This is a genomic window from Polaromonas sp. P1_A2, assembly GCF_056406895.1.
The window spans coordinates 1015159-1038682 of the sequence record NZ_JBFTZI010000001.1; the positions used below are offsets into that span (position 1 = coordinate 1015159).

The window sequence follows — 23524 nt, forward strand, 5'->3', positions numbered from 1 at the left end:
TCATGAATCTGATCCAGACCCTCGAGCAGGAAGAAATTTCCCGCCTCAACAAGACCATCCCCGCATACGCCCCTGGCGACACCGTCATCGTGAGCGTGAACGTGGTTGAAGGCAACCGCAAGCGTGTGCAGGCTTTTGAAGGCGTGGTGATTGCCAAGCGCAATCGCGGCCTGAACTCCAGCTTCATCGTCCGCAAGATCTCCAATGGCGAAGGCGTCGAGCGCACCTTCCAGGTGTACAGCCCGCTGATCGCCAAGATTGAAGTCAAGCGCCGCGGTGATGTGCGTCGCGCCAAGCTGTACTACCTGCGCAGCCGCAGCGGCAAATCCGCACGTATCAAGGAAAAGCTGGGCGCCTGATCTGCCGGTCCGGCCCGGCCGGACCCAGGGCAGCCCCAACAGCCCCTTTTAAAAAGCCGCTCACCGAGCGGCTTTTTTTATGTCCTGGGGCCCCAAGCCAACAACCCACAGCCCCACGCCGACGCGCTCCATGAACTCCTACAAGCCGCTGCCCAAGTTTGACCCGCGCAGCATCCCGGTACTGGGCATTGACGACCACCTGGCGGGCGTGCCGCTGGAGCGGCTGTCGCCGCAGGCCCTGCGCGAGCGCTTCCGGCATCCGCCGGTCTGGACACCCGAGCACAGCGTCGAAAAAAAATTCACCGACCGCACGCCGGCACTGGCGGCCGTCCTGGTGCCGCTGGTCATGCGCGATGAGGTGACTTTGCTGCTGACCGAGCGCACCACCAACCTCTCCACGCATTCCGGCCAGGTGGCCCTGCCGGGCGGCCGCACCGACGACACCGACCGCGATGCGGTGGACACCGCCTTGCGCGAAGCCCACGAGGAAATCGGCCTGCCGCGCGGCCATGTCGAGGTGCTGGGCACCTTGCCGACCTATGTCACGGGAACGGCCTTCATCATCACGCCGGTGGTGGCGCTCGTGAAACCCGGCTTCGCGCTGCAACCCAACCCCGGCGAGGTCGCCGACGTGTTCGAGGTGCCATTGGGCTACCTGATGAACCCCGCCCACCACCGCCGCCACGAGGCCGAATTCGACGGCGTTATCCGGCAATGGCTGTCGATGCCCTACTCCGATCCTTCCAGCGAAGCGGACAGCGGTGAAGCCAGGGAGCGCTACATCTGGGGCGCCACCGCCGGCATGCTGCGCAATCTCTACCGTTTTTTAAGCGCCTGAGGTGCTGCTGAGGCCGGATTTCAGGCCAGCATGAGCCGCGGAACCGGCTTCGCCGGGCCGCAGGCGGGCGGCCCCCTCGGGGGGCAGCGACCCACACGAAGTGGGGGAGCGTGGGGGCCCGCTATGATTCATGCATGAGCTTTCTCGCCGTTTTGTTTGCACTCATCATCGAACAGGCCCGGCCACTGGCCCGCGGCAACTGGGTTCATGCAGGCTTTCGCGGATGGGCGCGCTGGACCAACCGCAGCCTGGACGCAGGCAAACCCCAGCACGGCTGGATCGCCTGGACGGTCGCCGTCATCGTGCCGGCGCTGGTCACCATGCTGATCCACTGGCTGCTCTGGAGCATCAACGTCGTGCTGGCCTTTGCCTGGAGCGTGGCGATTCTTTACGTCACACTGGGTTTTCGCCAGTTCAGCCACTACTTCACCGACATACGCGACGCGCTTGACGACGGCGACGAGGCCACGGCGCGCGAGCTGCTTGCGCAGTGGCGCCAGGTGGACGCCAGCGAGCTGCCGCGCAGCGAAATCGTGCGCCACGTCATCGAGTATTCGGTGCTGGCCGCCCACCGCCATGTATTCGGCGTGCTGGCCTGGTTTTCAGTGCTGGCCGCGCTGGGCCTGGGCCCCGCGGGCGCGGTGCTTTACCGCATGAGCGAATTCGTCTCGCGCTACTGGGCTTACAAGCGCAAAACCGCCGCCGCGGCGGGCGAGGGCGCCAGCATGGCGCTGCAACTGGCCGCCAGCCGCGCCTGGGGCGTGATCGACTATGTGCCGGCGCGCGTCACTTCGCTGGGCTTTGCGGTGGTCGGCAGTTTTGAGGACGCCATCGACGCCTGGCGCAACTACACGCAGCGCTTTGCGGCCAATGCGCCGGCCGCCGCCGAAAACCGCAACGACGGCATCATCCTGGCCGCCACCTCCGGCGCCGTCAACGTGCGCCTGGGCGGCGAGGCGCTCAAGGCCACGTTCTCGCCGAACACCTCCCAGGGTTTCCAGGCCGGCGGGCTGGACTCGGAAGACAGCATCGCCACCGAGGCCACGCCGGGCCGGGAACCCGAAATCGCGCACCTGCGCAGCATCGTGGGGCTGGTGTGGCGCTCCGTGGTGCTCTGGATGGTGCTGCTGGCCTTGTTGACGCTGGCCCGACTGTTGGGTTGAGCGGCGCGGCGGCCCATCGGGCCGCCGGGTTTTAATAACGGCTCTGCGAAAGCTCCGCGAACAGCTCGCTGTACAGCCGGTAACGGTTGGCGCTGATGCTGCTGGGGTGGTCGCTTGCATTTACCTCGGCAATCACTCCGCAGCCCGGCTCATGCAGGTGGGTGCAGTTATAAAACTTGCAGTCCTGCGCATGAAGCCTGAGGTCCGGCATGTAGCCGGCCAGGCGCATGGGCTCTATGTGGTGCAGGCCGAATTCCTGGAAGCCCGGCGAATCGATCAGCGCCGTGGCGCGCGTGTTGCCGTCCCCGGTGTCCACCCAGTACAGCGTGGTGCTGGTGGTGGTGTGCTTGCCCGAATTCAGCGCCTGCGAGATCTCCGCCGTCAGCACACGCGCATCGGGCACCAGCAGGTTGGTCAGGCTGCTTTTGCCGGCGCCCGAGGGGCCCAGCACCAGGGTTTTTTTGCCGCGCAGCAGCTCGACCAGTTCATGCAATTCCGTGGCCTGGGTATTCGCCGGCCTCGATGCTTCGACCTTGGGCTTGATCGCCAGCGAAAGCATGCGGTAGCCCATGGTGCGGTAGGGCGCCAGCTTCGCCCAGGCGCGCGTGAAAGGCTCGCCCAGGTCGCTTTTGTTCAGCGCGATGACGGGGGTGATGCCTTCGGCTTCGGCGGCGATCAGCGCGCGGGTCAGCTGGCTTTCCGAAAATTCAGGCTCTGCCGCGATCAGGATCAGCACCTGGTCCAGGTTGGCCGCGAAGGACTTGGTGCGCATCTCGTCCTGCCGGTAAAACAGGTTGCGGCGCTCCTCGATTTTTTCGATGGTGCCTTCGTCCTCCGAAGCCAGCCAGCGGATGCGGTCGCCGACCACGGCCTGGCTTTTTTTGCCGCGCGGGTGGCAGATCAGGCGTTCGCCGGTTTCGGTTTCCACCAGCACATGGCGGCCGAAGCCGGCCACCACCAGCCCCGGCTGCGTGCCCGCGATGGGGGCCGCGGCGGGGCGCCGGGGTTTGCTCAAGCGAGCAGGGCGTCTGCCTTGGACGCGCAGAAGAAGTCGCTGACGGAGATGCCGTCCACATCGTGGGTGTTGAAGCGCACCGTGCACTTGCCGTAGCTCACCGCGAGGTCGGGATGGTGGTCCTCGGCGTTGGCGATAAAGGCCAGCGCGTTCACGAAGGCAATGGTCTCATAGTAGTTCTTGAAGCTGTAGGTTTTTTCCAGCGAGCCGTCGATCAGGCGCCAGCCCAGGGCCTGCTCGCCGTTGAGTTTGCTCAGCTGCGTGACGATTTCGGTGGCGCTCAGGGCGCGCCGGTTCTGGTGGATGGGGTTGCTCATGTCGCGGCACTTTCAAGGGAAGGGGTCATGCGGCCCAGCCGCTCGGAGGCGGGAGGGTGCGAGTAATAGAACTTCACGAACACCGGGTCGGGTGTCAGCGTGCTGGCGTTGTCCTTGTAGAGCTTGAGCAGCGCGCTCTGCAAATCCCTGCCGTCGGTCTGGGCCACGGCATAGGCGTCGGCCTCGAACTCGTGCTTGCGCGAGAACTGCGCGAACACCGGCGAGATGAAAAAACTGAAAAGCGGCACCACCAGCAGGAACAGCAGCAGGGCCAGCGCGTCGTTGGCGCCGTTGAGATTCGGCCGCACGCCCAGGCCGGTATAGAACCACACCTGCGACGACAGCCAGCCCAGCAGCGCGAAGCCGGCCAGGCTCATGGCGAACATCGAGACGATGCGCTTGATGATGTGCTTGTGCTTGAAATGGCCCAGCTCGTGCGCGAGCACGGCATCGACCTCGCCGGGGTTCAGCTGCTTGAGCAGGGTGTCGTAAAACACCACGCGCTTGGCCGCGCCGAAACCCGTGAAATAGGCGTTGGCATGGGCCGAGCGCTTGCTGCCGTCCATCACGAACAGGCCCTTGGCCGCGAAGCCGCAGCGCTGCATCAGGGCCGTCACGCGCGCCTTCAGTGTTTCATCCTCCAGCGGCTTGAACTTGTTGAACAGCGGCGCGATCACGGTGGGGTAGAGCACCAGCACCAGCAGGTTAAAACCCATCCAGGCGCCCCAGGCCCAGAGCCACCACAGGCGCCCCGCGCTGCCCATCAGCCACAGGATCAGCGCCACGATGGGCAGGCCTATGACCAGGCCCACCAGCGTGGATTTCACCAGGTCGGCCAGCCAGAGCCTGAAGCTCATCTTGTTGAAGCCGAAGCGCTCCTCGATGCGGAAGGTGCTGTAGAGGGTAAAGGGCAGGTCCAGCAGGCCGCTGACGAGGCCGAAGGCGGCCAGCAGGGCCAGCTGCGGCGCCAGCGCGCCCCAGGCTGCCAGGCCGGAGCCGGCCAGCGCCTGGTTCAACGTGTCGATTCCGCCCAGCAGGGTCCAGCCCAGCAGCACGGCCGAGACGAAGGCCGTCTCCAGCAGGCCGAAGCGCGCCTTGGTGATGGTGTAGTCGGCCGCTTTCTGGTGGGCTTCGAGCGAGATGGTGCCGGCAAAGGCCGCGGGCACGGCATCGCGGTGGCGCGCCACGTGGCGAATCTGCCGCGAAGCCAGGTAGAACTTCGTGAGCAGGCCCAGCACCAGCAAAGCCGAGAATACCCCGGTGAAAACAAGCGAATAGTCGGTCATAGCGGGCAGTTTAGGCGATCAGCGAGAATCTCGGCATGCCCGAAATTGAAACCACACTCAAAAAATCAGACCAGAACCTCGTCTGGCTGGACTGCGAAATGACCGGGCTGGACCCGGAAAAAGAGCGCCTCATCGAAATCGCCGTGATCGTGACCGGCCCGCAGCTCACACCGCGCATCGAAGGCCCGGTCCTGGCGATCCACCAGACCGACGAATTGCTGGACCAGATGGATGCCTGGAACAAGGGCACCCACGGCCGCAGCGGCCTGATCGACAAAGTCAAGGCCAGCACCGTGGATGAGGCCGACGCCGAGGCGCAGATACTGGCCTTCCTGGCCCAGTACGTGCCCAAGGGCAGTTCGCCCCTGTGCGGCAACACCATCAGCCAGGACAGGCGTTTCCTGGTCAAGTACATGCCCAAGCTGGAAGCCTTTTTGCACTACCGCAACGTCGACGTCAGCACCTTCAAGGAACTGGCCAAGCGCTGGCGGCCGGAGGTCTATAGCGCTTTCAAGAAGCGCCAGAGCCATACGGCGCTGGCCGATGTGCACGAATCCATCGACGAGCTGGAGCACTACCGGGAACACTTCCTGAAGTGACTCTTTGACTGGTTTCGTCAAGCTGGATAGGCGTGAACTGCTCCTGAAATGAGAGCGCCTGCAAGGCCCGATAGCCTTGATCAGGCGGGGACTGGTAGAAACCCGTAAAGCACGCTATAATCGTGGGCTTGCAGTTGCACAGGGTGCGCTGCATTTGTACATCTACCTCACACTTTTGGACTCCAACAACGGAGTCACCGCTTCGGGCACAGCGTCAAGTTTGCCGCCCGGGCTGCATATTCGTTTGATGGTTGATGTTTTATTAACCATGAACGAAGCCTACCGCATCGCGGGAGGTGAAGTTTCCTGTTCCCTCGCCAAAAGCGCTGCGAACAGGTGATTAGTGAGAAAAAAACATGACTGACTCTTTTGAGGCTCGTGGCGACTTTTTGCCTGAAGCCATTGCCAACGACAACAACGACACCGCTTTCAACGCCGTTCCGGATTTTTCCGACGCACCTGAGGCCTCCACTTCGCTCGACGCAGTCGTGGCCGAACCCAACGGTTTTGTAGCGCTGGGCCTGGCCAAGGAACTGCTGCAGGCCGTCGCCGACATGGGTTTTACCAAGCCCACCGCGGTTCAGATGGCGACCATCCCCAAGGCCATGCAGGCCCTGGATGCCGATCCCAAGGCCGCCAAGTTCACCGACCTGCTGGTCTCCAGCCAGACCGGCAGCGGCAAGACCGCCGCTTTCCTGCTGCCCGTGCTGCACACCCTGCTCAAGCAGCAGGAAGAAGCCGAGCGCTTTGAGCGCGCCGAGTTCGAACGCCTGAGCGCTGAAGCCGTCGCCCGCGGCGAAGCGCCGCTGAAAAAGCCCAAGCGCAAGGACCCGACCAGCCCCCGCAACTTCAAGGCCGCCACGCCCGGCGCGCTGATCCTGTGCCCCACGCGCGAGCTGGCCCAGCAGGTCTGCGCCGACGCCATCGACCTGGTGCGCCATTGCCGCGGCCTGCGCATCGCCAACGTTGTTGGCGGCATCCCCTACCAGCTGCAGATCGCCAAGCTGCAGAACGCCAACCTCGTGGTCGCCACGCCCGGCCGCCTGCTCGACCTGCAGCGCAGCATGCAGATCAAGCTGGACCAGGTGCAGTTCCTCGTCGTCGACGAAGCCGACCGCATGCTGGACCTCGGCTTTGCCGACGACCTGACGGAAGTCAACCAGCTCACGATAGAACGCAAGCAGACCATGATGTTCAGCGCCACCTTCGCGCCCCGCATCATGCAGCTGGCCACGCGCGTCATGCGCACGCCGCAGCGCGTCGAGATCGACTCGCCGCACGAAAAGCACACCTCCATCACGCAATCGCTGCTGTGGGCCGACAACATGACCCATAAGCGCAAGCTGCTGGACCACCTGCTGCGCGACACCACCATCAACCAGGCCATCGTGTTCGCGAGCACCCAGGTTGAGTGCGACGGCCTGGCCAACGACCTGGTCCAGGAAGGCTTCAGCGCCGTGGCGCTGCACGGCGCGCTGAGCCAGGGCCTGCGCAACCGCCGCCTGATGGCTTTCCGCGACGGCCGCGTGCAGGTGCTGGTGGCGACCGACGTGGCCGCCCGCGGCCTGGACGTGCCCACCATCACCCACGTGATCAACTACGGCCTGCCCATGAAGGCCGAAGACTATGTGCACCGCATCGGCCGCACCGGCCGTGCCGGCCGCGAAGGCAAGGCCGTCACCATCGCCGAGTTCCGCGATCGCCGCAAGATCCAGGACATCGAGCACTACATGCAGCAGAACCTCAAGCCCAGCGTGATCGCCGGCCTGGAGCCGCAGCAGCGTTTCGCCCCCACCTCCGAGCGCCCGCGCGGCAACTTCGGCGGTGACCGCGGCGGCTTTGCCGGCCGCAAGCCGGCCGGTGGCTTCAGCAACGGTGGCTTTGCCGGTTTCGGCAACAACCGTTTCGAGCGCGACGACCGCGGCTCCTTCCAGGGCCGTCCTCCCGCACCGCAGGGCAACGGCTATGCCGACCGCTCCGGTTTCAACGACCGCGGCCCGCGCCGCCAGGACGACCGCGGCGGCTTCGGCGGTGGCCACAACGCCGGCTTCGCCCAGCGTGACGACCGCAATTTCGGCGCGCGCAACGAAGGCTTCGCACCGCGCCCCGACTTCGCCAACCGCAAGCCTGGTTTTGCCAAGCCCGCCGGCAAGGTGTTTGTGCCCCGTGATGCGGCCAAGAAGGGCGGCAAGTTCTCCAAGCCCGTGCGCGACTGATCCTTCGCGACGGCTACGCCAATAAAAAGGCCGCTGCGGGCATTGTCCGCAGCGGCCTTTTTCATGTCTGGACCCGGGGCAGGCCCGCGCCGGGGCGCCGTCAACTCATGCCGTTGCGGCTGGCCAGTTCGACAAACAGCGCCGACTGGTCCAGGTCCGTCAGGCCGTTCTCCACGCCGTCGGCATAAAGCCGTTCGAACAGCGCCGTGATGGGCGCCTCAAAACCGATCTCCTGTGCGGTCGCCAGCGCGTTGCGCATGTCCTTGAGCTGGATGTCCATGCGCGCGCGTGGCGCGAAGTCGCGCTCCAGCATGCGCTGGCCGTGCACTTGCAGCACGCGGCTGCCGGCAAAGCCGCCGGTGATGGCTTCCTTGACCTTGGCCATGTCGGCCCCGCCGCGCGAGGTGAACAGCAGCGCTTCGGCCACCGCGCCTATCGTAATGCCCACAATCATCTGGTTGGCCAGCTTGGTGAGTTGGCCGCTGCCGTGCGGGCCCACGTGGGTCGCGCGGCCGAAGTGTTGGAGCACCGGCAAGGCCCTCGCGAAATCTTCCGCCTTGCCGCCGGCCATGATGGCCAGCGTGCCGGTTTCCGCGCCGCCGGGGCCTCCCGACACGGGCGCATCGAGATGCGAAATGCCCAGCGCACCCAGGCGCGCCGCATGGTCGCGCGCTTCGCGCGGCTGGATGGACGCCATGTCGAGAAACAAGGCCCCCGGTTTCATCGCGGCGGCCACGCCTTGCGCGAAGAGCACCTCTTCGACCACCGGGCCGTTTTCGAGCATGCTGATGACGATGTCGGCGTTCGCCACCGCGGCGGCGGCGCGCGCGTGGACGGCGGCGCCCAGCGCGGCCAGCGGCCCGGCCTTGGCCGGCGTGCGGTTCCACACCTGCGGCGCGCAGCCGGCTGCGCAAAGCCGCCCGGCCATGGGAAGCCCCATGATGCCCGTGCCCAGGAAGGCAATGCGGGGAAGGGGCGTGTCGCTGGCGGTGGTCATTCGTGTCCTCACAATGGCTTTCAGCCATCATGAGGCCGGCTGCGCGAGAAGGCTGTCAGCGAGCTTTCTAGGCAGCGTTTCCAGATGTATTTTTACGCGGCTTTTTTCAGGGCCGGCGCGAACATGGCTTCCATTTCCTGCCGTACTTTGAACGCGGGCGTGGAGGTGTCCATGGCCACGTCGTCCCAGCTCAGGCTCTGGCCCTTCTTGACCGCGCGCACCACCTTGACCTGGTGCGCCAGGCCCAGCGGTAGTCCACCCATCTTCATCGAGGTGCCGGCCGGCAGCAGCTTGCCCCATACGGTATAGCCGCCTTCGCCGTCCAGCATGTCGCCGGGCTGCAGGTCGCGCTTGGCCGTGGCCACCACGTCGGCGTTCCAGCAAGTCGCCACGCCGGTCGGCTCGCCGCGCAGCGCGACGCTGGCGACCGAGACGCCGACCTCCAGGCCTATCAGGTGCCAGCGTTTGTACAGCGTGAAGTAGCGCCCGCTGGGGTCGGTGTGCGCGTTGTATTCCTCAAAACAGTTCTTGATGTAGTCGGTCTCGGCCTCCACCGTGACCCAGACGCCCATGCGGATGTCGTAGGGAATCTTGCGGCCGTTGGCTTCCAGTGAAGAGATGACTTCCACCATGCCCTTGCGCTCCAGCACGCCGCCCTCGCTGATGGGACGTGTCACATAGGGAATGTCTTCCACGCTGGCCGGCGGGTAGAGCAGGCCGTTGCTGGGCACCGTGAGGCCCGTGGCATTGGCCACGGCGGTGGATTCTATGGAAGGCTTGGAGCCGTCCAGAAAGCTGTTGAACATCTTCGGGTTCAGCCCGCCGCGCGCGGCCTGCTCGGGCGTGAGGCCGTAGTTGCCCCAGACCGTCTCGGGCGTGGATTCGCAAAAATGCGGCAGCCACTTGTGGCCGCGGCCCGCCGCCACCACCGGGAAGCCGCAGGTGCGGGCCCAGTCCACCAGGTCGCAGATCAATGCCGGCTGGTCGCCGAAAGCCAGCGAATACACCACGCCGGCCTCCGCCGCCTTGCGCGCCAGCAGCGGGCCGCAAAAAGCGTCAGCCTCCACCGTGACGTTGACCACATGCTTGCCATGCGCAAAAGCCTGCAGGCAATGCTCCACCGCGGCAATCGGGTTGCCGGTGCATTCCACAATGATGTCGATCTGCGGATGTGTGACCACCGCCTGCCAGTCGTCGGTGATCCAGGTCGTACCGGCCTTGATCGCCGCCTGCGCCGAGGCGGCCTGGGCCATCTCGGGTTTCCAGCCCACGCGGGCGAGGTTGGCGCGCGCCGCGTCGGGCGACAAATCGGCGATCGCCACCAGGTGCACACCCGGCGTACGCGGGATTTGCGCGAGGTACATGGACCCGAACTTGCCCGCGCCTATCAGGCCTATGCGCACCGGTTGGTTGTCAGCCGCGCGTTGCTGGAGTTTCGTATACAGGTTCATGGCCTCAAGCCGCCTTGCGCTCGGGCGCGATTTCTTCCATCGAAGTCTGCAGTGCCGTGGCGGGCACGCCGTCCTTCCAGGGCAGGTCCACCGGGTAGTCCTTGAGCAGGCAGTCGTCGGGCAGGCAGCTGATGGGGGTGAAGTCGCGGTGGGCGATGTATTCGGGGCGCTTGTGGCGGCGTATGTGGTTGCTGACGGCGCACAGGCTCAGGTAGACGCTGACCCGGTTAAAGGGCGAGAGGTTGCTGCCCGAAGCGTGGACCAGGCAGGAGTGGAACAAAATCATGGAGCCGGCCGGGCCCTTGGGGCTGACGATGCCGCCTTGCTTGCCGCCGGCGCGCTGCACCAGTTGGCGTATCAGGTCGTTGTCCACCGTCCACAGCGGGTAGCTGGTGGTGGTGAGGTCGTGTTTCGCATCGACCACGCCTTTTTTGTGGCTGCCGGGAATGAACATCAGCGGGCCGTTGTGCTCGGTCACCTCGTCCAGGAAGATGGCCACGTTCATCGCGCGCTCGGTCGGCATCATGTCGTCATTGAGCCAGGTGCCGTAGTCCTGGTGCCACTGCCAGACGTCGCCTTCAAACGCCATCTTGCCGTTGATCTTGAACTGGTGCATATAGAGCTGCTCGCCCAGCAGGTCTTCCACCGGCTCCACCATGCGCGGGTGCCGCGCCAGGCGCGCAAAGGGCTCGCTGTACATATGCGCCGCGAAGTTGGTGCGCACCGCGTCCTTGCCCTTTTCGCGGATGTTGTAGTTCTCGTGCCGGCTGTAGAGCTCGGGCACGGCGTCATTGAGCACCTGGATTTCCTCAGGCGTGAACAGGCCGGGGAAAAACAGGTAGCCGTCGCGGTCGAATTGGGTAAGTTGTTCGGGGCTCAGTCTCATCGCATGTCTCCTTCGGTAGTTGTTCGTGCGCTTCAGGGGGCGGTGGACGCGGCGGGCCGGGCCAGGGCGCTGGACAGCAGCCTGGCCAGGTTGTGGCCTGCTTCCTCGCCGTGCTCGCGTATCAGCGTTTCGGCCTTGCCCGCGTCGCCGGCGGCGATGGCTTGGGCGATGGCTTCATGTTCGTCCCAGATCGATTCGCGCATGGTCGACAGCTGCAGCACCGCGCCCATGGCGCGGCGTATGTGGTGCCAGTGCAGCTGCGCGCTCTGGGCGATCAGCGGGTTGCCCGAGGCTTCATAAATCGCCGCGTGAAAGCGCGCGTCTGCCGCCATCATGGCCTTGACGTCGCTGCCGCGCGCGGCTTCGCGGCCCTGGCTGACCAGCTGCGGGTCCAGCCGGGCATGCGCCTGCGCGGCCAGGCGGGCGGCTAGCGCATCGAGCGCGCTGCGCACCTGGTAAATCTGCACCAGCCAGGCTACATCCAGCGGCGCGACCAGCACGCCGCGGCCCGGCGCGTCCAGCACAAAGCCGTCTTTTTTCAGCAGGCGCAAGGCCTGCAGCACCGGCTGGCGCGAGACCGCGAGTTGGGCGGCGATCTCTTCCTGCGTGATGCGCGCGCCCGGCGCCAGCGAGCCCTCACTGATGGCGTCCAGCAGGTTGCGGTAGACCTGGTCGACCAGGTCGGGGGTGGATTCGATTTTGATCAGCTGGGATGGCATATTTGTACTCTGTATACAGAATACGCTGATCTCGGAGCCGGTGATTTCGGGTTTACCCGGGGTCGTCGATAGGCTGGCCGGGCTGTGCCAAGATGGCGGCCACTGGCTGATTTGCCATTTTTCAGGAGAACAACAATGAACCCCTTCGATCCCGCCTGGCTGGACCGCATGTACAACAATCGCGCGCTGGTGCCCGAGCACCCGGCCTACTTCGCGCGCTGGGCCGCCGACTCGCAGGCCGTGCGCAAGCGCCTGCCCTGCCAGGTTGACGTGCCTTACGGCAACCATGCGGGTGAAATGCTGGATGTGTTTCCGGCCGGCGGTTTCGGCATCCACGGCGCCAAGCCGGGCAAGGGTGCGCCGGTGATGGTGTTCATCCACGGCGGCTACTGGCGGGCCCTGGACAAGTCCGACCACTCCTTCATCGTGCCGCCCTTCACCGAGGCCGGCGCCTGTGTCGTGGTGCCCAACTACGCCCTGTGCCCCGCGGTGACGATTCCCGAGATCACGATGCAGATGGTCAAGGCCTTGGCCTGGACCTGGCGCCACATCGCCCGCTACGGCGGCGACCCCAGCCGCATCACGGTGGCCGGGCACTCGGCCGGCGGACACCTCGCAGCCATGCTGCTGCTGTGCGACTGGAAGGCCTATGCCGGCGACCTGCCGGCGGACCTGGTGAAAAATGCGCTGTCGATTTCAGGCCTTTACGACCTGGAGCCGATGCGCCATGCGCCCTTTGTCAAGGATTCGCTCAAGCTCACGCCCGAGCAGGTCGCCAAGGCCAGCCCGGCGCTGCTGCCGGCGCCGCGCCGCGGCACGCTCTACAGCGTGGCGGGGGCTGACGAAAGCGCCGAGTTCCTGCGGCAAAACCTGCTGATCCAGCAGGCCTGGGGCGAGCGCATCGTGCCGGTGTGCGAATCGCATTTGCGCCGCAACCACTTCAGCGCGCTGGACGCGCTGGCGGAGACGGACCACCGCCTGCACGGCCTGGCGCTGGATTTGCTGGGGCTTTCCGCCAAGCCTGCGTAAGCAGGCCCTTACATCAGCAGGTGTTCGCCCGCGTTGTCGCCGCCCAGCGTGACGTAGTTGACCTTGCGGATGTCCAGCAATTTGGTGCCGCCGGCATAGCTGATGGAACTCTGGATGTCTTCTTCCATCTCGCGCAGCGTGTCGGCCAGTGTGCCCTTGACCGGCTCCAGGATGCGCTTGCCCTCGACGTGTTTGTACTCGCCCTTGTTGAAGTCCGAGGCGCTGCCGTAGTACTCCTTGAAGAGCTTGCCGTCGACCTCCACGGTCTTGCCCGGGCTTTCTTCCAGGCCCGCGAGCATGGAGCCAATCATCACCATGGTTGCGCCAAAGCGCACCGACTTGGCGATGTCGCCGTGCTCGCGTATGCCGCCGTCGGCAATGATGGGCTTGGTCGCCACGCGCGCGCACCACTTGAGCGCCGACAGCTGCCAGCCGCCGGTGCCGAAGCCGGTTTTCATCTTGGTGATGCAGACCTTGCCCGGGCCTATGCCGACCTTGGTCGCGTCGGCGCCCCAGTTCTCGAGGTCTATCACGGCTTCGGGCGTGCCCACGTTGCCGGCGATCACAAAGGATGCCGGCAGCTTCTGCTTGAGGTAGGCGATCATCTTCTGCACCGTGTCGGCATGGCCGTGCGCGATATCGATGGTGATGTATTCGGGCACCAGGCCCTCGGCGGCCAGGCGGTCCACCGTGTCGTAGTCGGGCTTTTTCACGCCCAGCGAAATGGAGGCATAGGCGCCGCGCGCCTTCATGTCTTTCACGAACTGGACGTTGTCCAGGTCGAAGCGGTGCATCACGTAGAAGTAGCCGTTCTTCGCCATCCAGGCGCAAATCTCCTCGTTGACCACCGTCTTCATATTGGCCGGCACCACCGGGATGCGGAAGCTGCGCCCGCCCAGCGTCGCGCTGGCGTCGCATTCTGAACGGCTTTCCACGCGGCATTTGCGCGGCAGCAGCAGGATGTTGTCGTAGTCGAAGATTTCCATGATTCCCAAGCTCCTTAAAAACTGTTGAAGAAACAGAAGGCGCTTGGACTGGACCGGCTTTCGCTGCCTGGGCGGCAACAAAAAACCGGGCGCAATTGCTTGGGCCCGGTGATTGATTCTATGCGCCTCCTATGCGGGCCGCACCCGCCAAGGCGGTATAGCCTTTATATGCAAAGTGGCATCTCGCTTGGCGGTAACGGTGTCAGCGCACCTCAACCTCGGCCACACGCACCGTCTCCTGGCCGCGCGTGAGCCGCAAGGTGGTCCATTCGTCGCGCGCCTGCGGCGTGCCGAAGCCGGTGGTCACACGCACCATCACCGTGGTGCCGGCCGACAGCACCTGCTGGCGATGGCCGAAAAACTGGGCTTCCACACCATACTTGCCGGGTTTGGCCGTCTTGAGCGAAAACTCCTCGGGGCCGTAGCCGCCCGTTGCGTCGGGGCTCATGGCGCCGCCCTGGTAGCTCAGCCGGTTGGCGTAGCTGGCCCTCTCGCCGTTCGGGTCGCTCACCCACATGTCGATGTCGGTGTCGTCGGTATCCCAGGCCATCACCACACGCAAGGCCAGCGGCAGGTTGCGGCGCAGGCGAGTGTCCACACGGCTGAGGTCCAGCGCGGGCTGGCCGCCGGCGTTTGCCTGGGCGGCAATCGCGTTGAGTTCGGCCAGCGCGATCATGTTGATGTCGGCGAAGCGGCCGTTCCAGGGCTGCGACACCACTTCCCACAAGGCATTGACGGCGCGCTGCGGCTGGCCGCTCTCGGCCAGCGCCAGGCCCAGGTCGCGCCAGGACTGCGGCTCGTTGGGTGCCAGTTCGCTGATGCGTTCGAACACCGGCACGGCCAGGTCGTTGCGGCGTGCCTGCACCAGGCGGTAGGCGTAAAGGCGCAGCAGCTGGCGGTTTTCCAGGTTCATCTCCGCGAGGTTGGAGAGCACGCGCAGGCCCAGCTCGGGCAGGCCGCGCTCAAAAAACACACCGGCCGCATCCATGTAAAAGGAACTGCTGCTGAGGTAGGCGGCGCGCTCGTCGAGGTAGACGCGGTAGAGATCGTCCTTGGCGGCATTCTGCAAGCGCTTCATGTAGGGCGCGTCGGGCGTCCAGGCTTGCAGCGCGATGGTGGCGGCGGGCACGGCTGCAGCCTGTTTGGCGCGGCGCAGGTCGGCGGTGTCGGCACGTGCTTCGGCGGCCATGGCGGGTGCGGCCGATGGGGCCGGTGTAGCGGGAGCTGCCGCGGCGGGCGCCGGCATCGGTGTGGGCCTGGCGTGCTCGCGTGAACGTGCCGCACCGGCCAGGCTACCCACAGCGCCCTGGCTGATTTGCATCTCGGCCTTGGGCTCGGCACGCTTGGGCGTGTCCTTGGGAAAGTCTTTGTCCCACCAGCGCTGCTTCTCATCAAACTGCCGCACCATGGCTTCGATGTGCGCCTGCCGTGTCTGCGTCGCCTGCGCGAGTTGCTGCTGGCCCAGCCGCGCGACTTCGTCTGCCAGTTCGGGCGGGGCGGGCAGGTTGTAGCGCGCGTAGTCGGAGGCCAGTTCCAGCACGATCAGCGAGCTGTTGGGCCCCACGATGCCGTGCGCCGCCGCGATGCGCTGGAGTTCGCCGCTGTGAAGGCCGGGGTTTTCGGCCAGCTCGGCGCTGCGCCACTGGGCCCATTGCTGGCCGGGCCAGTGGCCGCTGACCGGCTTGGCATTGACTTGCAAGGCCAGCGTGCGCCGGCGCCCGTCCGGGTGCGCGAGTGTGATGTCGACGCGGGCGCTGCTGTCCAGCAGCTCGCCGGCCACCGCGATGCGGCCCTGGCTCACGCGTGTTGTCGGCGCCACCAGCTGCCGCGCCGACAGGCTGTCCAGCTTCGCGATGCGCCAGCCCTGCATCAGCATGGCCTGCGCGCCTTCGTCGGGCGATTGCAGGGCGGCATCCACGAGTGTGCCGCCGGTGCGGTCGGCCAGCCGGGCTAGCCGCGCCATGTCGGCGGAAGCTGCGCCGTTGATCACCATCACGGGTGCCGTGTGGGTGTAGCGAATGGTTTTTTTGCCGTCCGTCATCAGGCCGTCGGTCACCATCAGGGTGGTGTCCACGTCGGCGGGAATCGGCAGCTCGTCGAAATTGCTGGAGCCGTCGAAAGGCTCCGCGCGCAGCATGTCGGCCAGTTCCTCAAAGCGGCCCGGCGCCACGGTGAAGCTGCGCACGGCTTCGGCCTTGTTGCGCACCACCAGCAGGCTGAGCTTCACGGGTTGGCCGAGCTTGCGGAAATAGGCCTCCAGCACCGGCAGCACCCGGGCCTGCGAGGCGGCCGAAGCCGAGGCATCCCACACCAGCGCGATGTGCGACGGCGCGGGCCGCCTCACCGGTTCGTCGCGCAGGTCAAGCTGCCCGGCAAAAAAAGTCTTGCCGGCGGTCTCGCCCACCATGACTTGCGGCTTGCCCGTGCGGCGCAGCGCGAGCTGCAGCCAGCCGGCCGGGCCTTGCGGCGCCTGCCACTGGTTTTTTTGCAGGCTCAGTTCCATGCCGGTGCTGCCGGCGTTCAGGCCGGTGCCGGCGGGCGCCTGCAGCAGCTGCATATCCTGGCGGGCCGCGCCGTGGGCGCGAACACTGACTTGCAACTGCCCGACGGTGGAGGCGAAGGCCAGCGGCACCCTGAGCACGCCGGCATCGCCCCGGCGCGCCAGGGTTTCGGTGATGCTGAGCACCACGCGCCGCTCCCCCATGGCCGGGATCGGGTAGACGCGCAGCTTGTACTGGTTGCCGGCCGCGGCTTCCAGCAGCCCCGGGTCCACGCGCCGGCGGCGTATGTCTTCAAAGATTTCCTGGCCCTTGGCCTTGGGCACGGGTACCGCGTCGCGCAGCCGGCCGTTGACGTCCAGCGCGAAGCCGGTCACCACCTGGCCTTCCTGCAGCGGGAACTGCAGCTCGCCTTCGAGCACGCGGGGGTTGGGGTTGAAGAGGCGCAGCTCGACACGGGTGCGGGCCTGGTCGCCGAAGACGTCGACCTCCACCAAAGCCGCGCGCAGCTGTATGGGCTGGCCCATATTGTGGTTAACGGAGATGGCCGGCGGCCGCCAGTCGGGCGGCGGCATGAACTTGATGTCCTGGGGAGGCTGCGCGACCGGGCTGAGGGCCAGCCCCTGGAGGCTGAAACAGGCCGCGGCTGCGGCCTGGAGGAAACGGATGATGCTGCGTGCGGTGTAGCCGTGTGGCATTGAAATCCCCTTGTTGTTGGCGATGCACCCTGAAACGGGGCGTGCGGCAGAAAGGGGTTAAGCGGCGCGAATTATTTTCAAGAGGTACAGCGCGACTGCGCGGCGGCCAGCACCCGGCCCTTGTCATCCTCCACCCAGCCCAGTACCCGCATGCGTTCGGGATTGGCGCCTTGCGCGATGCTCATGGAGCGCGCATCGAAGAAACGATTCGGTGCGCCCTTGGCCGGCGGCTTGCGGCCGTCCCAGGGCACCTGGATCACATTCCTGACCAGGTTGCGCTCCACCGCCGAGCCTTCGGTGCCCGCAGGCAGGGTTTCGACCAGGGCCAGCCAGGCCGTCCACTGCCGGCCTTTGGCGGCCGCGGGGATGGGTTTGAGCTCAATCGAGGTGCCCAGGTAGCCGCTGAGCGGCAGGCCGTGGGCCACGCGCAGGGTCGCGCCCTGCAGCCCGCGCACCGGCAGGGTGCTGGCCAGGGTTTGCGTGGGCGGGCTCTGGCGCAGTGCCGCCAGGCGGTCCAGCGCCTCGCGGGCAGCCACGGCGGACAGCGGTGCGTCGTCGCCCTTGTCGCCGGGCAGCACCCAGTCCAGCGCGAGCTGGCCGGCGTTGGCCTTGGGCGTGGCGGGGTCGGCCCAGCAGCTCTCGCAATTGGCGTTGATGAAACGCTCCAGGAGCTGCGCGGGCCGGGGCTGGCCGTCGCTGGCGCAAAAGGACTGGGCCCGTGCCTGGCCGGCCGCCAGTGCCGCCAGGAGGGCGATTACCGCTGTGAAGGGCAGGGCCGAAGGGCGGGGAACAAATGGTTTCATCGGGGCTTTCTACAATGAGGGATGTTCTCAGAAGTCGCGCCAACCTCCCCACTCTTACAAAATCTTAACCCGGAGCAACTGGCCGCGGTCACCTTGCCCCCCACGCATGCCCTGATTCTCGCGGGGGCGGGCTCCGGCAAGACCCGGGTTTTGACGACGCGCATCGCCTGGCTGCTGCAGACCGGCCAGGTCTCGCCGGGCGGCATCCTGGCCGTGACCTTCACCAACAAGGCCGCCAAGGAGATGCTGGCCCGCCTGTCGGCCATGCTGCCGGTCAATGTGCGCGGCATGTGGATAGGCACCTTCCACGGCCTGTGCAACCGCTTTTTGCGCGCCCACTACAAGCTGGCCAACCTGCCGCAAAGCTTCCAGATCCTGGACACGCAGGACCAGCTCTCGGCCATCAAGCGCCTGTGCAAGCAGTTCAACATCGACGACGAGCGTTTCCCGCCCAAGGAACTGATGTGGTTCATCGCCGGCAACAAGGAGGACGGCCTGCGCGCCAAGGACGTGCAGGTGCGCGACGAAGAGGGCCGCAAAAAGGTCGAGATCTACGCGCTTTATGAAGAGCAGTGCCAGCGCGAAGGCGTGGTCGATTTCGGCGAGCTCATGCTGCGCAGCTACGAGCTGCTGCAGGGCAACGCGGCGGTGCGCGAGCACTACCAGCGGCGCTTTCGTCACATCCTGATCGACGAGTTCCAGGACACCAACAAGCTGCAGTACGCCTGGATCAAGATGCTGGCGGGGCAGGGGGATGCCGCCCAGGGCGGCCAGGCCATGCCCGGCGGCTCGGTGATCGCGGTGGGCGACGACGACCAGAGCATTTACGCCTTTCGCGGCGCGCGCGTGGGCAATATGGCCGACTTCGTGCGCGAGTTCGAGGTGCAGCACCAGATCAAGCTGGAGCGCAATTACCGCAGCTTCGGCAACATCCTCGACTCGGCCAACGAGCTGATCAGCCACAACAGCAAGCGCCTGGGCAAAAACCTGCGCACCGAGGCCGGCCCCGGCGAGCCGGTGCGCGTGTATGAATCGGCCAGCGATTTCGCCGAGGCGCAGTGGTTTGTCGATGAGGTCAAGCAGCTGGTGCGCGATGGCGTGGAGCGCAAGGAGATCGCGTTGCTTTACCGCAGCAATGCGCAGAGCCGGGTGATGGAGACCGCGCTTTTTAATGCCGGCGTGCCTTACCGCGTCTACGGCGGGCTGCGCTTTTTCGAGCGCGCCGAAATCAAGCATGCGCTCGCTTACCTGCGCCTGCTGGAGAACCCGCGCGACGACACCAGCTTCATGCGCGTCGTCAACTTCCCGCCGCGCGGCATAGGCGCGCGCAGCATAGAGCAGCTGCAGGACACCGCGCGCGCCGCGGGCTGCTCGCTTTACGACGGCGTGAGCGCCGTGCCGGGCAAGGCCGGTGCCAACCTGGGCGCTTTCGCCGCCAAGATCGACGTGTTGCGCGAGCAGACCACGGGCCTGAGCCTGCGCGAGATCATCGAGCTGGTGCTGCAGCACAGCGGCCTGGAAGAACACTACAAAACTGAAAAAGAAGGCCAGGACCGGCTGGAGAATCTGGCCGAACTGGTCAATGCCGCCGAGTCCTTCGTGAGCCAGGAAGGTTTCGGCCGCGACGCGGTGGCGCTGCCGGTCGACGAACTGGGCGCGCGGCTCACGCAGTCGCCGGCCAGCCAGGGGCTGGATGCATCGGCTCCGCAGCTTAATGAGCCCTTGCCCGAGGCCCTGGCGCCCGACACCGAAACCGGCGAAACGCTGTCGCCGCTGGCCGCCTTCTTGACGCATGCGGCGCTGGAATCCGGAGACAACCAGGCGCAGGCCGGCCAGGACGCGGTGCAGCTCATGACGGTGCATTCCTCCAAGGGGCTGGAGTTCGACTGTGTCTTCATCACCGGCCTGGAAGACGGCATCTTCCCGCACGAAAATTCCATGAGCGACCGCGACGGGCTGGAGGAAGAGCGCCGCCTGATGTATGTCGCCATCACGCGCGCGCGCAAACGGCTCTACCTGAGTCACTCGCAGACCCGCATGCTGCACGGCCAGACGCGCTACAACCTCAAGAGCCGCTTTTTTGACGAGCTGCCCGAAGCCGCGCTCAAATGGATCACGCCCAAGAACCAGGGTTTTGCCTCGGGCATGGGCGGCTCAGGTGCCTGGGGCGGCAGCGGCCAGGCGGGCGGCGGGCGCAAGGACTGGGCCAGCAGCGTGTTTTCGTCCAAGGCCGGCGCTTCCGAACGTTTTGCCAACCCGCCGGTGCCGCCGCAAAAGGCCGCGCCCTCGCACGGGCTCAAGGCCGGCATGGAAGTGTTTCACGCCAAGTTCGGCGAAGGCAAGGTGATGATGCTCGAAGGCAGCGGCGACGATGCGCGCGCGCAGATCAATTTCACGCGTCACGGCGTGAAGTGGCTGGCGCTCAGTGTCGCCAAACTGACTGTGGTCTAGCGCCTATCTCGTTGGCGGGACGACGGGTATCTGCGCCGGGTGCATCTGGCCGGGCTGCGGGTCCATGTAACCGCGGCCGTCCTTCACGCCTTTTTTGCCGGCGATCTGCCAGGCGGTCCGCTGGTCGACCAGGCCGGCCAGGAACTCCAGTTCCTCGTCGCTGTGGTTGATGGCATTGGCGGGACTCAGCCGGCGGCCGTCCCTGGGTGCCACCTCGCCCCAGAAGGCCTGGTGGTAATTGGACTGCGAGAGCACTTTTTCGCCGTTCGACTCCATGTCGACCGTGCCGTAGCAGTTGCAGAAATAGCTGCGATTGTCCTGGTTGGCGAACACCTCGGCATACACGCCGGTGCCGCGTATGCCGGCCGTGAGGGTGGGCATGACGATGGAGCGGCTGCTGCCCTTGCCCCAGACGCTGACCACGGCGCCGGTGATCATGCGCAGCAGGCTCACGCTGTTGAGCGAGCTGCCGCGCTCCACCGTGATCATCGAGTTCTCGCGCACCTGGAAGGCCGAGTTGCCGATGACAAACATCAGGTTGGAGCCCGGCCCGGTCTGTATCTGGTCGCCGGTCATGATGGTCTGGCCGTTTTGCAGCCGGCCGCCGTTGAGCAGGGCGTCGCCCCGAAGTTCGACGATATTGCTGCGCTGCTGGGCCATGGCGGCGGGCAAGCCGCCCATGGCGACCCAGGCCGCGGCGGCCTTGAGCGTGTCACGTCTTTGAAACCACAAAATCTCTTTTTCGCTACGGCCTTGCAACTGGTGCTGGGTCATGAAGAATCTCCGGTGGGATAACGGTGGGGTCGTCAGGATTTGTCGTCAATGTTATGGGCGTCCTCAGCGCTCCCCGTCGAATCGTCGGGTGGCGTGGCCACGAAGCTATCACGAAACGTGAAGTAAATCGAGGTGGAAAACATGGCTGCCATCAGCAGCGCCAGCGGCATCATGGCCGCGGCCATCAGGGTGGCGCTGCCCGTCAGGCCGGTGATGATGCTCAGCACAATGCCCATGCCCAGGAACACGGCGAACCAGCCCAGGCCGTACATCAGGAAGGCGCCCGCGTTGCGTATGCAGGCGACAAAGCTGAAAAACAGGCTTTTGACCGGTGAAATGCCGTGCCAGTGGACCAGTGCCGGCGCATGCCAGAACAGCAGCGAGACCGGCAGGTAAAGCAGCATGGTGACCAGCATGGTCAGCTGGAACTGCGGCGCCAGCATGGCTTCGCGGCCGGCCTCGGCGGTTGCGGGCGCGGCGGCCGGCACGGGCGGCGCATCCACCAGGAAGGGCACCACCATCACGATCAGCAGGCAGGCCGCGGCATACAGGGCACCCAGCACCAGCATGGCGCGCATGCGCTGGCGGCCCGCGCGGAAAGCGCTGACCAGCACCGTGGGCATGGGAAATTTACCCTTGAGGGCTTCCTGCGTGGCGGCCATCAGGCCCAGCGTGGCGGCCGGCACGATCATGAAGGCGAGGATCAGCCCCAGCACCGGCAACAGCGACAGCAGCGTCCCCACCGCCATATAGAGGAAAAACAGGCCCGACATGGCCAGCGGCTGCTGCAAAAAGGTTTTGACGCCCAGCTTGACCCAGGTGATGCCGGTGCTCGCGGGAACGATGTTGAGTTTCATGGTCTTCGGGACTTCGGGAAAGGGTTGCCAGGGCGGAACCGGGCGGGGATTGCAGGGGCAGTGTGCCTCAAACCGGCGGGCGCTGCCCGCCGCGCCCGCGGGACTTAAAGAAGGTAAGGCTGCGCAAGCCGCTGGCGCAGCACACGCTCGAAGTGGCTGGGGTCGTGCGCCTTGAGCACGGCGGCTTCGCGCGGCAAATGCAAATCCCACAGCCGGGACAGCCAAAAGCGCAGGGCGCCGGCGCGCTGCATGGCCGGCAGCAACTGGCGTTCCTGCGCGGTCAGCGGGCGCACCGCCTGGTAGGCCGCCAGAAAGGCCGCGGAGCGTTCGTCATCCTTGGCGCCGGTGGCCAGGTCTATGCACCAGTCGTTGAGGCAGACCGCAATGTCGAACAAAAAGGTGTCGCAGCCGGCGAAATAAAAGTCAAAAAAGCCGGTGAGCTTGCCGTCCTCGAACATCACGTTGTCGCGGAACAGGTCGGCATGCACGACGCCGTTGGGCAGGCTGCGGCAGGCCGAAGAAGCCGCCACATGGTTCTGGTAAGCCAGCTCGCCCAGGATCAGGCTGCTTTGTTCGGGCGTCAGGTGGGGCAGCACCACGGGCACTGTTTCGTTCCACCATTCCAGGCCGCGCAGGTTGGGTTGGCGGCGCGGGTAGTCCAGGCCGGCCAGGTGCATGCGCGCCAGCGCCTCGCCCACGCCGGCGCAGTGCGCCGCCGTGGGCGCGAGTTCGCTGTGGCCGCGCAGCTTGCTGACCACCGATGCAGGTTTGCCCTTGAGCTCATGGAGGATGTTGCCTTTGGTGTCGCCTGCCGGGTCGGGCACAGGGATGCCGTGCGCCGCCAGGTGCTGCATCAGGTGCAGGTAAAAGGGCAATTGCTCGAAGCTCAGGCGCTCGAACAGGGTCAGCACATACTGGCCCTGGTCGGTGTCCACAAAGTAGTTGGTGTTTTCGATGCCGCCCGCGGCACCCTTGATATTCTGCAGCTGCCCCAGATTCAGGGCGTTCAAGAACGCTGCAGCCTCGTCAAACGAGACTTCGGTGTATACGGCCATGCCTGAAACTGAACCCTGGAATTCTTGGAGTTGTGTGTCTGGAGAGGGTGGAAATCAGAACTTCAGCACGTTCCACACGCGGCTGCCGTTGGTGTCGTTGCTGGTTGACCCCGGTGCGCTACCGCGTGCGCCTTCGGCGGGTTTGACTTCATAGGCCGCGCCGCCGGTTTTGGGTTGCACGGTGATCTGCTGGGTTTCGCCGCCCACGCGAAGCTCGTCGATGCGGGTGCCGGCATCTTCGGTGCGTATGCGCTTGATGGCCTGGTCGGGGCGTCCCGAGGGGGCCGGCGCCGCCTCTGCCTTGGCGGGCGGCGCGGTGTTTTGCGCGGGTGCCTGGGCCATGGCCGCGGCCAGCGGCAGCGCTGCGGCTGCAGCGATAAGGAGGCGGAAAGCGTGGTTCATGCCTGCATTGTAGGCCTGCGGCGGCTGGGCGACAAAGCCCCGCCCTGTCGTAATAAAGAGGCTGGCCGTGTAGGCAAAAACCGCTTGCCGGGGATGGTTCGGGGCGCCAGCGGCGTACCCGGCGG

The 23524-nt window shown here is 65.8% G+C and carries 21 protein-coding genes; 7 read left to right on the forward strand and 14 right to left on the reverse strand.

All coding sequences use genetic code 11. The annotated features are described in order from the left end of the window. The first annotated feature begins 2 nt into the window (after positions 1–2). The 3 genes from rplS to AC1D09_RS04880 all read left to right on the forward strand — a co-directional run bounded on the left by rplS (position 3) and on the right by AC1D09_RS04880 (position 2360). Positions 3–359, forward strand: coding sequence for a 50S ribosomal protein L19 (gene rplS / locus AC1D09_RS04870; RefSeq protein WP_074575637.1), 357 nt, complete (start codon positions 3–5; stop codon positions 357–359). A 130-nt stretch (positions 360–489) separates the two neighbouring features. Further along, positions 490–1197 (forward strand): CoA pyrophosphatase, encoded by a 708-nt coding sequence (locus tag AC1D09_RS04875; protein ID WP_477660669.1) that lies wholly within the window; start codon positions 490–492, stop codon positions 1195–1197. A gap of 134 nt (positions 1198–1331) precedes the next feature. Next, positions 1332–2360: a CobD/CbiB family protein gene (locus tag AC1D09_RS04880; protein WP_477660670.1), complete on the forward strand. Its 1029-nt coding sequence runs from the start codon at positions 1332–1334 to the stop codon at positions 2358–2360. Between the two features lie 31 nt (positions 2361–2391). On the opposite strand, the gene rsgA is transcribed toward AC1D09_RS04880, so the two are convergent. The 3 genes from rsgA to AC1D09_RS04895 are packed head-to-tail and all read right to left on the reverse strand — an operon-like array spanning position 2392 to position 4978. Then, positions 2392–3375, reverse strand: a complete 984-nt coding sequence (rsgA, locus tag AC1D09_RS04885) for a ribosome small subunit-dependent GTPase A (protein WP_477660671.1) — start codon at positions 3373–3375, stop codon at positions 2392–2394. Beyond that, positions 3372–3692 (reverse strand): 4a-hydroxytetrahydrobiopterin dehydratase, encoded by a 321-nt coding sequence (locus tag AC1D09_RS04890; protein WP_477660672.1) that lies wholly within the window; start codon positions 3690–3692, stop codon positions 3372–3374. The genes rsgA and AC1D09_RS04890 overlap by 4 nt, the downstream gene beginning before the upstream one ends. Beyond that, positions 3689–4978 carry a M48 family metallopeptidase gene (locus AC1D09_RS04895; protein WP_477700958.1) on the reverse strand — a complete coding sequence of 430 codons (1290 nt, stop codon included), beginning with the start codon at positions 4976–4978 and terminating at the stop codon, positions 3689–3691. The genes AC1D09_RS04890 and AC1D09_RS04895 overlap by 4 nt, the downstream gene beginning before the upstream one ends. A 35-nt stretch (positions 4979–5013) precedes the next feature. Between AC1D09_RS04895 and orn the strand changes: the two genes are divergently transcribed. Together orn and AC1D09_RS04905 are read left to right on the forward strand one after the other, a co-directional pair. Then, complete coding sequence (gene orn, locus AC1D09_RS04900) at positions 5014–5577, forward strand: oligoribonuclease (protein WP_477660674.1); 564 nt, start codon at positions 5014–5016, stop codon at positions 5575–5577. A gap of 356 nt (positions 5578–5933) precedes the next feature. Further along, complete coding sequence (locus AC1D09_RS04905; RefSeq protein WP_477660676.1) at positions 5934–7793, forward strand: DEAD/DEAH box helicase; 1860 nt, start codon at positions 5934–5936, stop codon at positions 7791–7793. A gap of 100 nt (positions 7794–7893) precedes the next feature. On the opposite strand, the gene AC1D09_RS04910 is transcribed toward AC1D09_RS04905, so the two are convergent. The 4 genes from AC1D09_RS04910 to AC1D09_RS04925 form a co-directional block, all read right to left on the reverse strand. Beyond that, positions 7894–8790, reverse strand: coding sequence for an NAD(P)-dependent oxidoreductase (locus tag AC1D09_RS04910; protein ID WP_477660677.1), 897 nt, complete (start codon positions 8788–8790; stop codon positions 7894–7896). 92 nt (positions 8791–8882) lie between these two features. Then, entirely contained in the window at positions 8883–10241 is a 1359-nt protein-coding gene (locus AC1D09_RS04915) for an NAD(P)H-dependent oxidoreductase (protein WP_477660678.1), read from the reverse strand. 4 nt (positions 10242–10245) lie between these two features. After that, the gene (locus tag AC1D09_RS04920; RefSeq protein WP_477660679.1) at positions 10246–11127 is read right to left on the reverse strand and encodes a phytanoyl-CoA dioxygenase family protein; all 882 of its coding nucleotides are present in this window, start codon (positions 11125–11127) and stop codon (positions 10246–10248) included. 32 nt (positions 11128–11159) lie between these two features. Then, a complete protein-coding gene (locus tag AC1D09_RS04925) occupies positions 11160–11846 on the reverse strand; it encodes a GntR family transcriptional regulator (RefSeq protein ID WP_477700959.1) in 687 nt (228 codons plus the stop codon). 135 nt (positions 11847–11981) lie between these two features. On the opposite strand from AC1D09_RS04925, the gene AC1D09_RS04930 reads away from it, so the two are divergent. Next, positions 11982–12875 carry an alpha/beta hydrolase gene (locus AC1D09_RS04930; RefSeq protein ID WP_477660681.1) on the forward strand — a complete coding sequence of 298 codons (894 nt, stop codon included), beginning with the start codon at positions 11982–11984 and terminating at the stop codon, positions 12873–12875. Positions 12876–12883: 8 nt separating this feature from the next. Here the strand turns inward: AC1D09_RS04930 and AC1D09_RS04935 are convergent, their stop codons facing one another. The 3 genes from AC1D09_RS04935 to AC1D09_RS04945 form a co-directional block, all read right to left on the reverse strand. After that, positions 12884–13861, reverse strand: coding sequence for a GMP reductase (locus AC1D09_RS04935; RefSeq protein ID WP_477660682.1), 978 nt, complete (start codon positions 13859–13861; stop codon positions 12884–12886). Between the two features lie 202 nt (positions 13862–14063). Further along, positions 14064–17057, reverse strand: a complete 2994-nt coding sequence (locus AC1D09_RS04940) for a VIT domain-containing protein (RefSeq protein ID WP_477660683.1) — start codon at positions 17055–17057, stop codon at positions 14064–14066. A gap of 77 nt (positions 17058–17134) precedes the next feature. Further along, positions 17135–17860, reverse strand: a complete 726-nt coding sequence (locus tag AC1D09_RS04945) for a hypothetical protein (protein WP_477660684.1) — start codon at positions 17858–17860, stop codon at positions 17135–17137. A gap of 21 nt (positions 17861–17881) precedes the next feature. Between AC1D09_RS04945 and AC1D09_RS04950 the strand changes: the two genes are divergently transcribed. Next, complete coding sequence (locus tag AC1D09_RS04950; RefSeq protein WP_477700960.1) at positions 17882–20311, forward strand: UvrD-helicase domain-containing protein; 2430 nt, start codon at positions 17882–17884, stop codon at positions 20309–20311. A gap of 3 nt (positions 20312–20314) precedes the next feature. On the opposite strand, the gene AC1D09_RS04955 is transcribed toward AC1D09_RS04950, so the two are convergent. From AC1D09_RS04955 to AC1D09_RS04970, 4 genes are all read right to left on the reverse strand, one after another. Then, positions 20315–21085 (reverse strand): FecR family protein, encoded by a 771-nt coding sequence (locus AC1D09_RS04955; protein WP_477660686.1) that lies wholly within the window; start codon positions 21083–21085, stop codon positions 20315–20317. A gap of 32 nt (positions 21086–21117) precedes the next feature. Further along, complete coding sequence (locus tag AC1D09_RS04960; protein ID WP_477660687.1) at positions 21118–21942, reverse strand: BPSS1780 family membrane protein; 825 nt, start codon at positions 21940–21942, stop codon at positions 21118–21120. Between the two features lie 104 nt (positions 21943–22046). After that, positions 22047–22997 carry a homoserine kinase gene (locus AC1D09_RS04965; protein ID WP_477660688.1) on the reverse strand — a complete coding sequence of 317 codons (951 nt, stop codon included), beginning with the start codon at positions 22995–22997 and terminating at the stop codon, positions 22047–22049. Between the two features lie 54 nt (positions 22998–23051). Further along, on the reverse strand, positions 23052–23399 hold the full coding sequence (locus AC1D09_RS04970) for a hypothetical protein (protein WP_477660689.1): 348 nt from the start codon (positions 23397–23399) through the stop codon (positions 23052–23054). Between the last annotated feature and the right edge of the window lie 125 nt (positions 23400–23524).

What these genes read in the sequence shown, in the direction of transcription:
- rplS (WP_074575637.1), top strand. Translation starts at nt 3, where the DNA reads ATGAATCTGATCCAGACCCTCGAGCAGGAAGAAATTTCCCGCCTCAAC.
- AC1D09_RS04875 (WP_477660669.1), top strand. Translation starts at nt 490, where the DNA reads ATGAACTCCTACAAGCCGCTGCCCAAGTTTGACCCGCGCAGCATCCCG.
- AC1D09_RS04880 (WP_477660670.1), top strand. Translation starts at nt 1,332, where the DNA reads ATGAGCTTTCTCGCCGTTTTGTTTGCACTCATCATCGAACAGGCCCGG.
- AC1D09_RS04890 (WP_477660672.1), bottom strand. Translation starts at nt 3,692, where the DNA reads ATGAGCAACCCCATCCACCAGAACCGGCGCGCCCTGAGCGCCACCGAA.
- AC1D09_RS04895 (WP_477700958.1), bottom strand. Translation starts at nt 4,978, where the DNA reads ATGACCGACTATTCGCTTGTTTTCACCGGGGTATTCTCGGCTTTGCTG.
- orn (WP_477660674.1), top strand. Translation starts at nt 5,014, where the DNA reads ATGCCCGAAATTGAAACCACACTCAAAAAATCAGACCAGAACCTCGTC.
- AC1D09_RS04905 (WP_477660676.1), top strand. Translation starts at nt 5,934, where the DNA reads ATGACTGACTCTTTTGAGGCTCGTGGCGACTTTTTGCCTGAAGCCATT.
- AC1D09_RS04910 (WP_477660677.1), bottom strand. Translation starts at nt 8,790, where the DNA reads ATGACCACCGCCAGCGACACGCCCCTTCCCCGCATTGCCTTCCTGGGC.
- AC1D09_RS04915 (WP_477660678.1), bottom strand. Translation starts at nt 10,241, where the DNA reads ATGAACCTGTATACGAAACTCCAGCAACGCGCGGCTGACAACCAACCG.
- AC1D09_RS04920 (WP_477660679.1), bottom strand. Translation starts at nt 11,127, where the DNA reads ATGAGACTGAGCCCCGAACAACTTACCCAATTCGACCGCGACGGCTAC.
- AC1D09_RS04925 (WP_477700959.1), bottom strand. Translation starts at nt 11,846, where the DNA reads ATGCCATCCCAGCTGATCAAAATCGAATCCACCCCCGACCTGGTCGAC.
- AC1D09_RS04930 (WP_477660681.1), top strand. Translation starts at nt 11,982, where the DNA reads ATGAACCCCTTCGATCCCGCCTGGCTGGACCGCATGTACAACAATCGC.
- AC1D09_RS04935 (WP_477660682.1), bottom strand. Translation starts at nt 13,861, where the DNA reads ATGGAAATCTTCGACTACGACAACATCCTGCTGCTGCCGCGCAAATGC.
- AC1D09_RS04940 (WP_477660683.1), bottom strand. Translation starts at nt 17,057, where the DNA reads ATGCCACACGGCTACACCGCACGCAGCATCATCCGTTTCCTCCAGGCC.
- AC1D09_RS04945 (WP_477660684.1), bottom strand. Translation starts at nt 17,860, where the DNA reads ATGAAACCATTTGTTCCCCGCCCTTCGGCCCTGCCCTTCACAGCGGTA.
- AC1D09_RS04950 (WP_477700960.1), top strand. Translation starts at nt 17,882, where the DNA reads ATGTTCTCAGAAGTCGCGCCAACCTCCCCACTCTTACAAAATCTTAAC.
- AC1D09_RS04955 (WP_477660686.1), bottom strand. Translation starts at nt 21,085, where the DNA reads ATGACCCAGCACCAGTTGCAAGGCCGTAGCGAAAAAGAGATTTTGTGG.
- AC1D09_RS04960 (WP_477660687.1), bottom strand. Translation starts at nt 21,942, where the DNA reads ATGAAACTCAACATCGTTCCCGCGAGCACCGGCATCACCTGGGTCAAG.
- AC1D09_RS04965 (WP_477660688.1), bottom strand. Translation starts at nt 22,997, where the DNA reads ATGGCCGTATACACCGAAGTCTCGTTTGACGAGGCTGCAGCGTTCTTG.
- AC1D09_RS04970 (WP_477660689.1), bottom strand. Translation starts at nt 23,399, where the DNA reads ATGAACCACGCTTTCCGCCTCCTTATCGCTGCAGCCGCAGCGCTGCCG.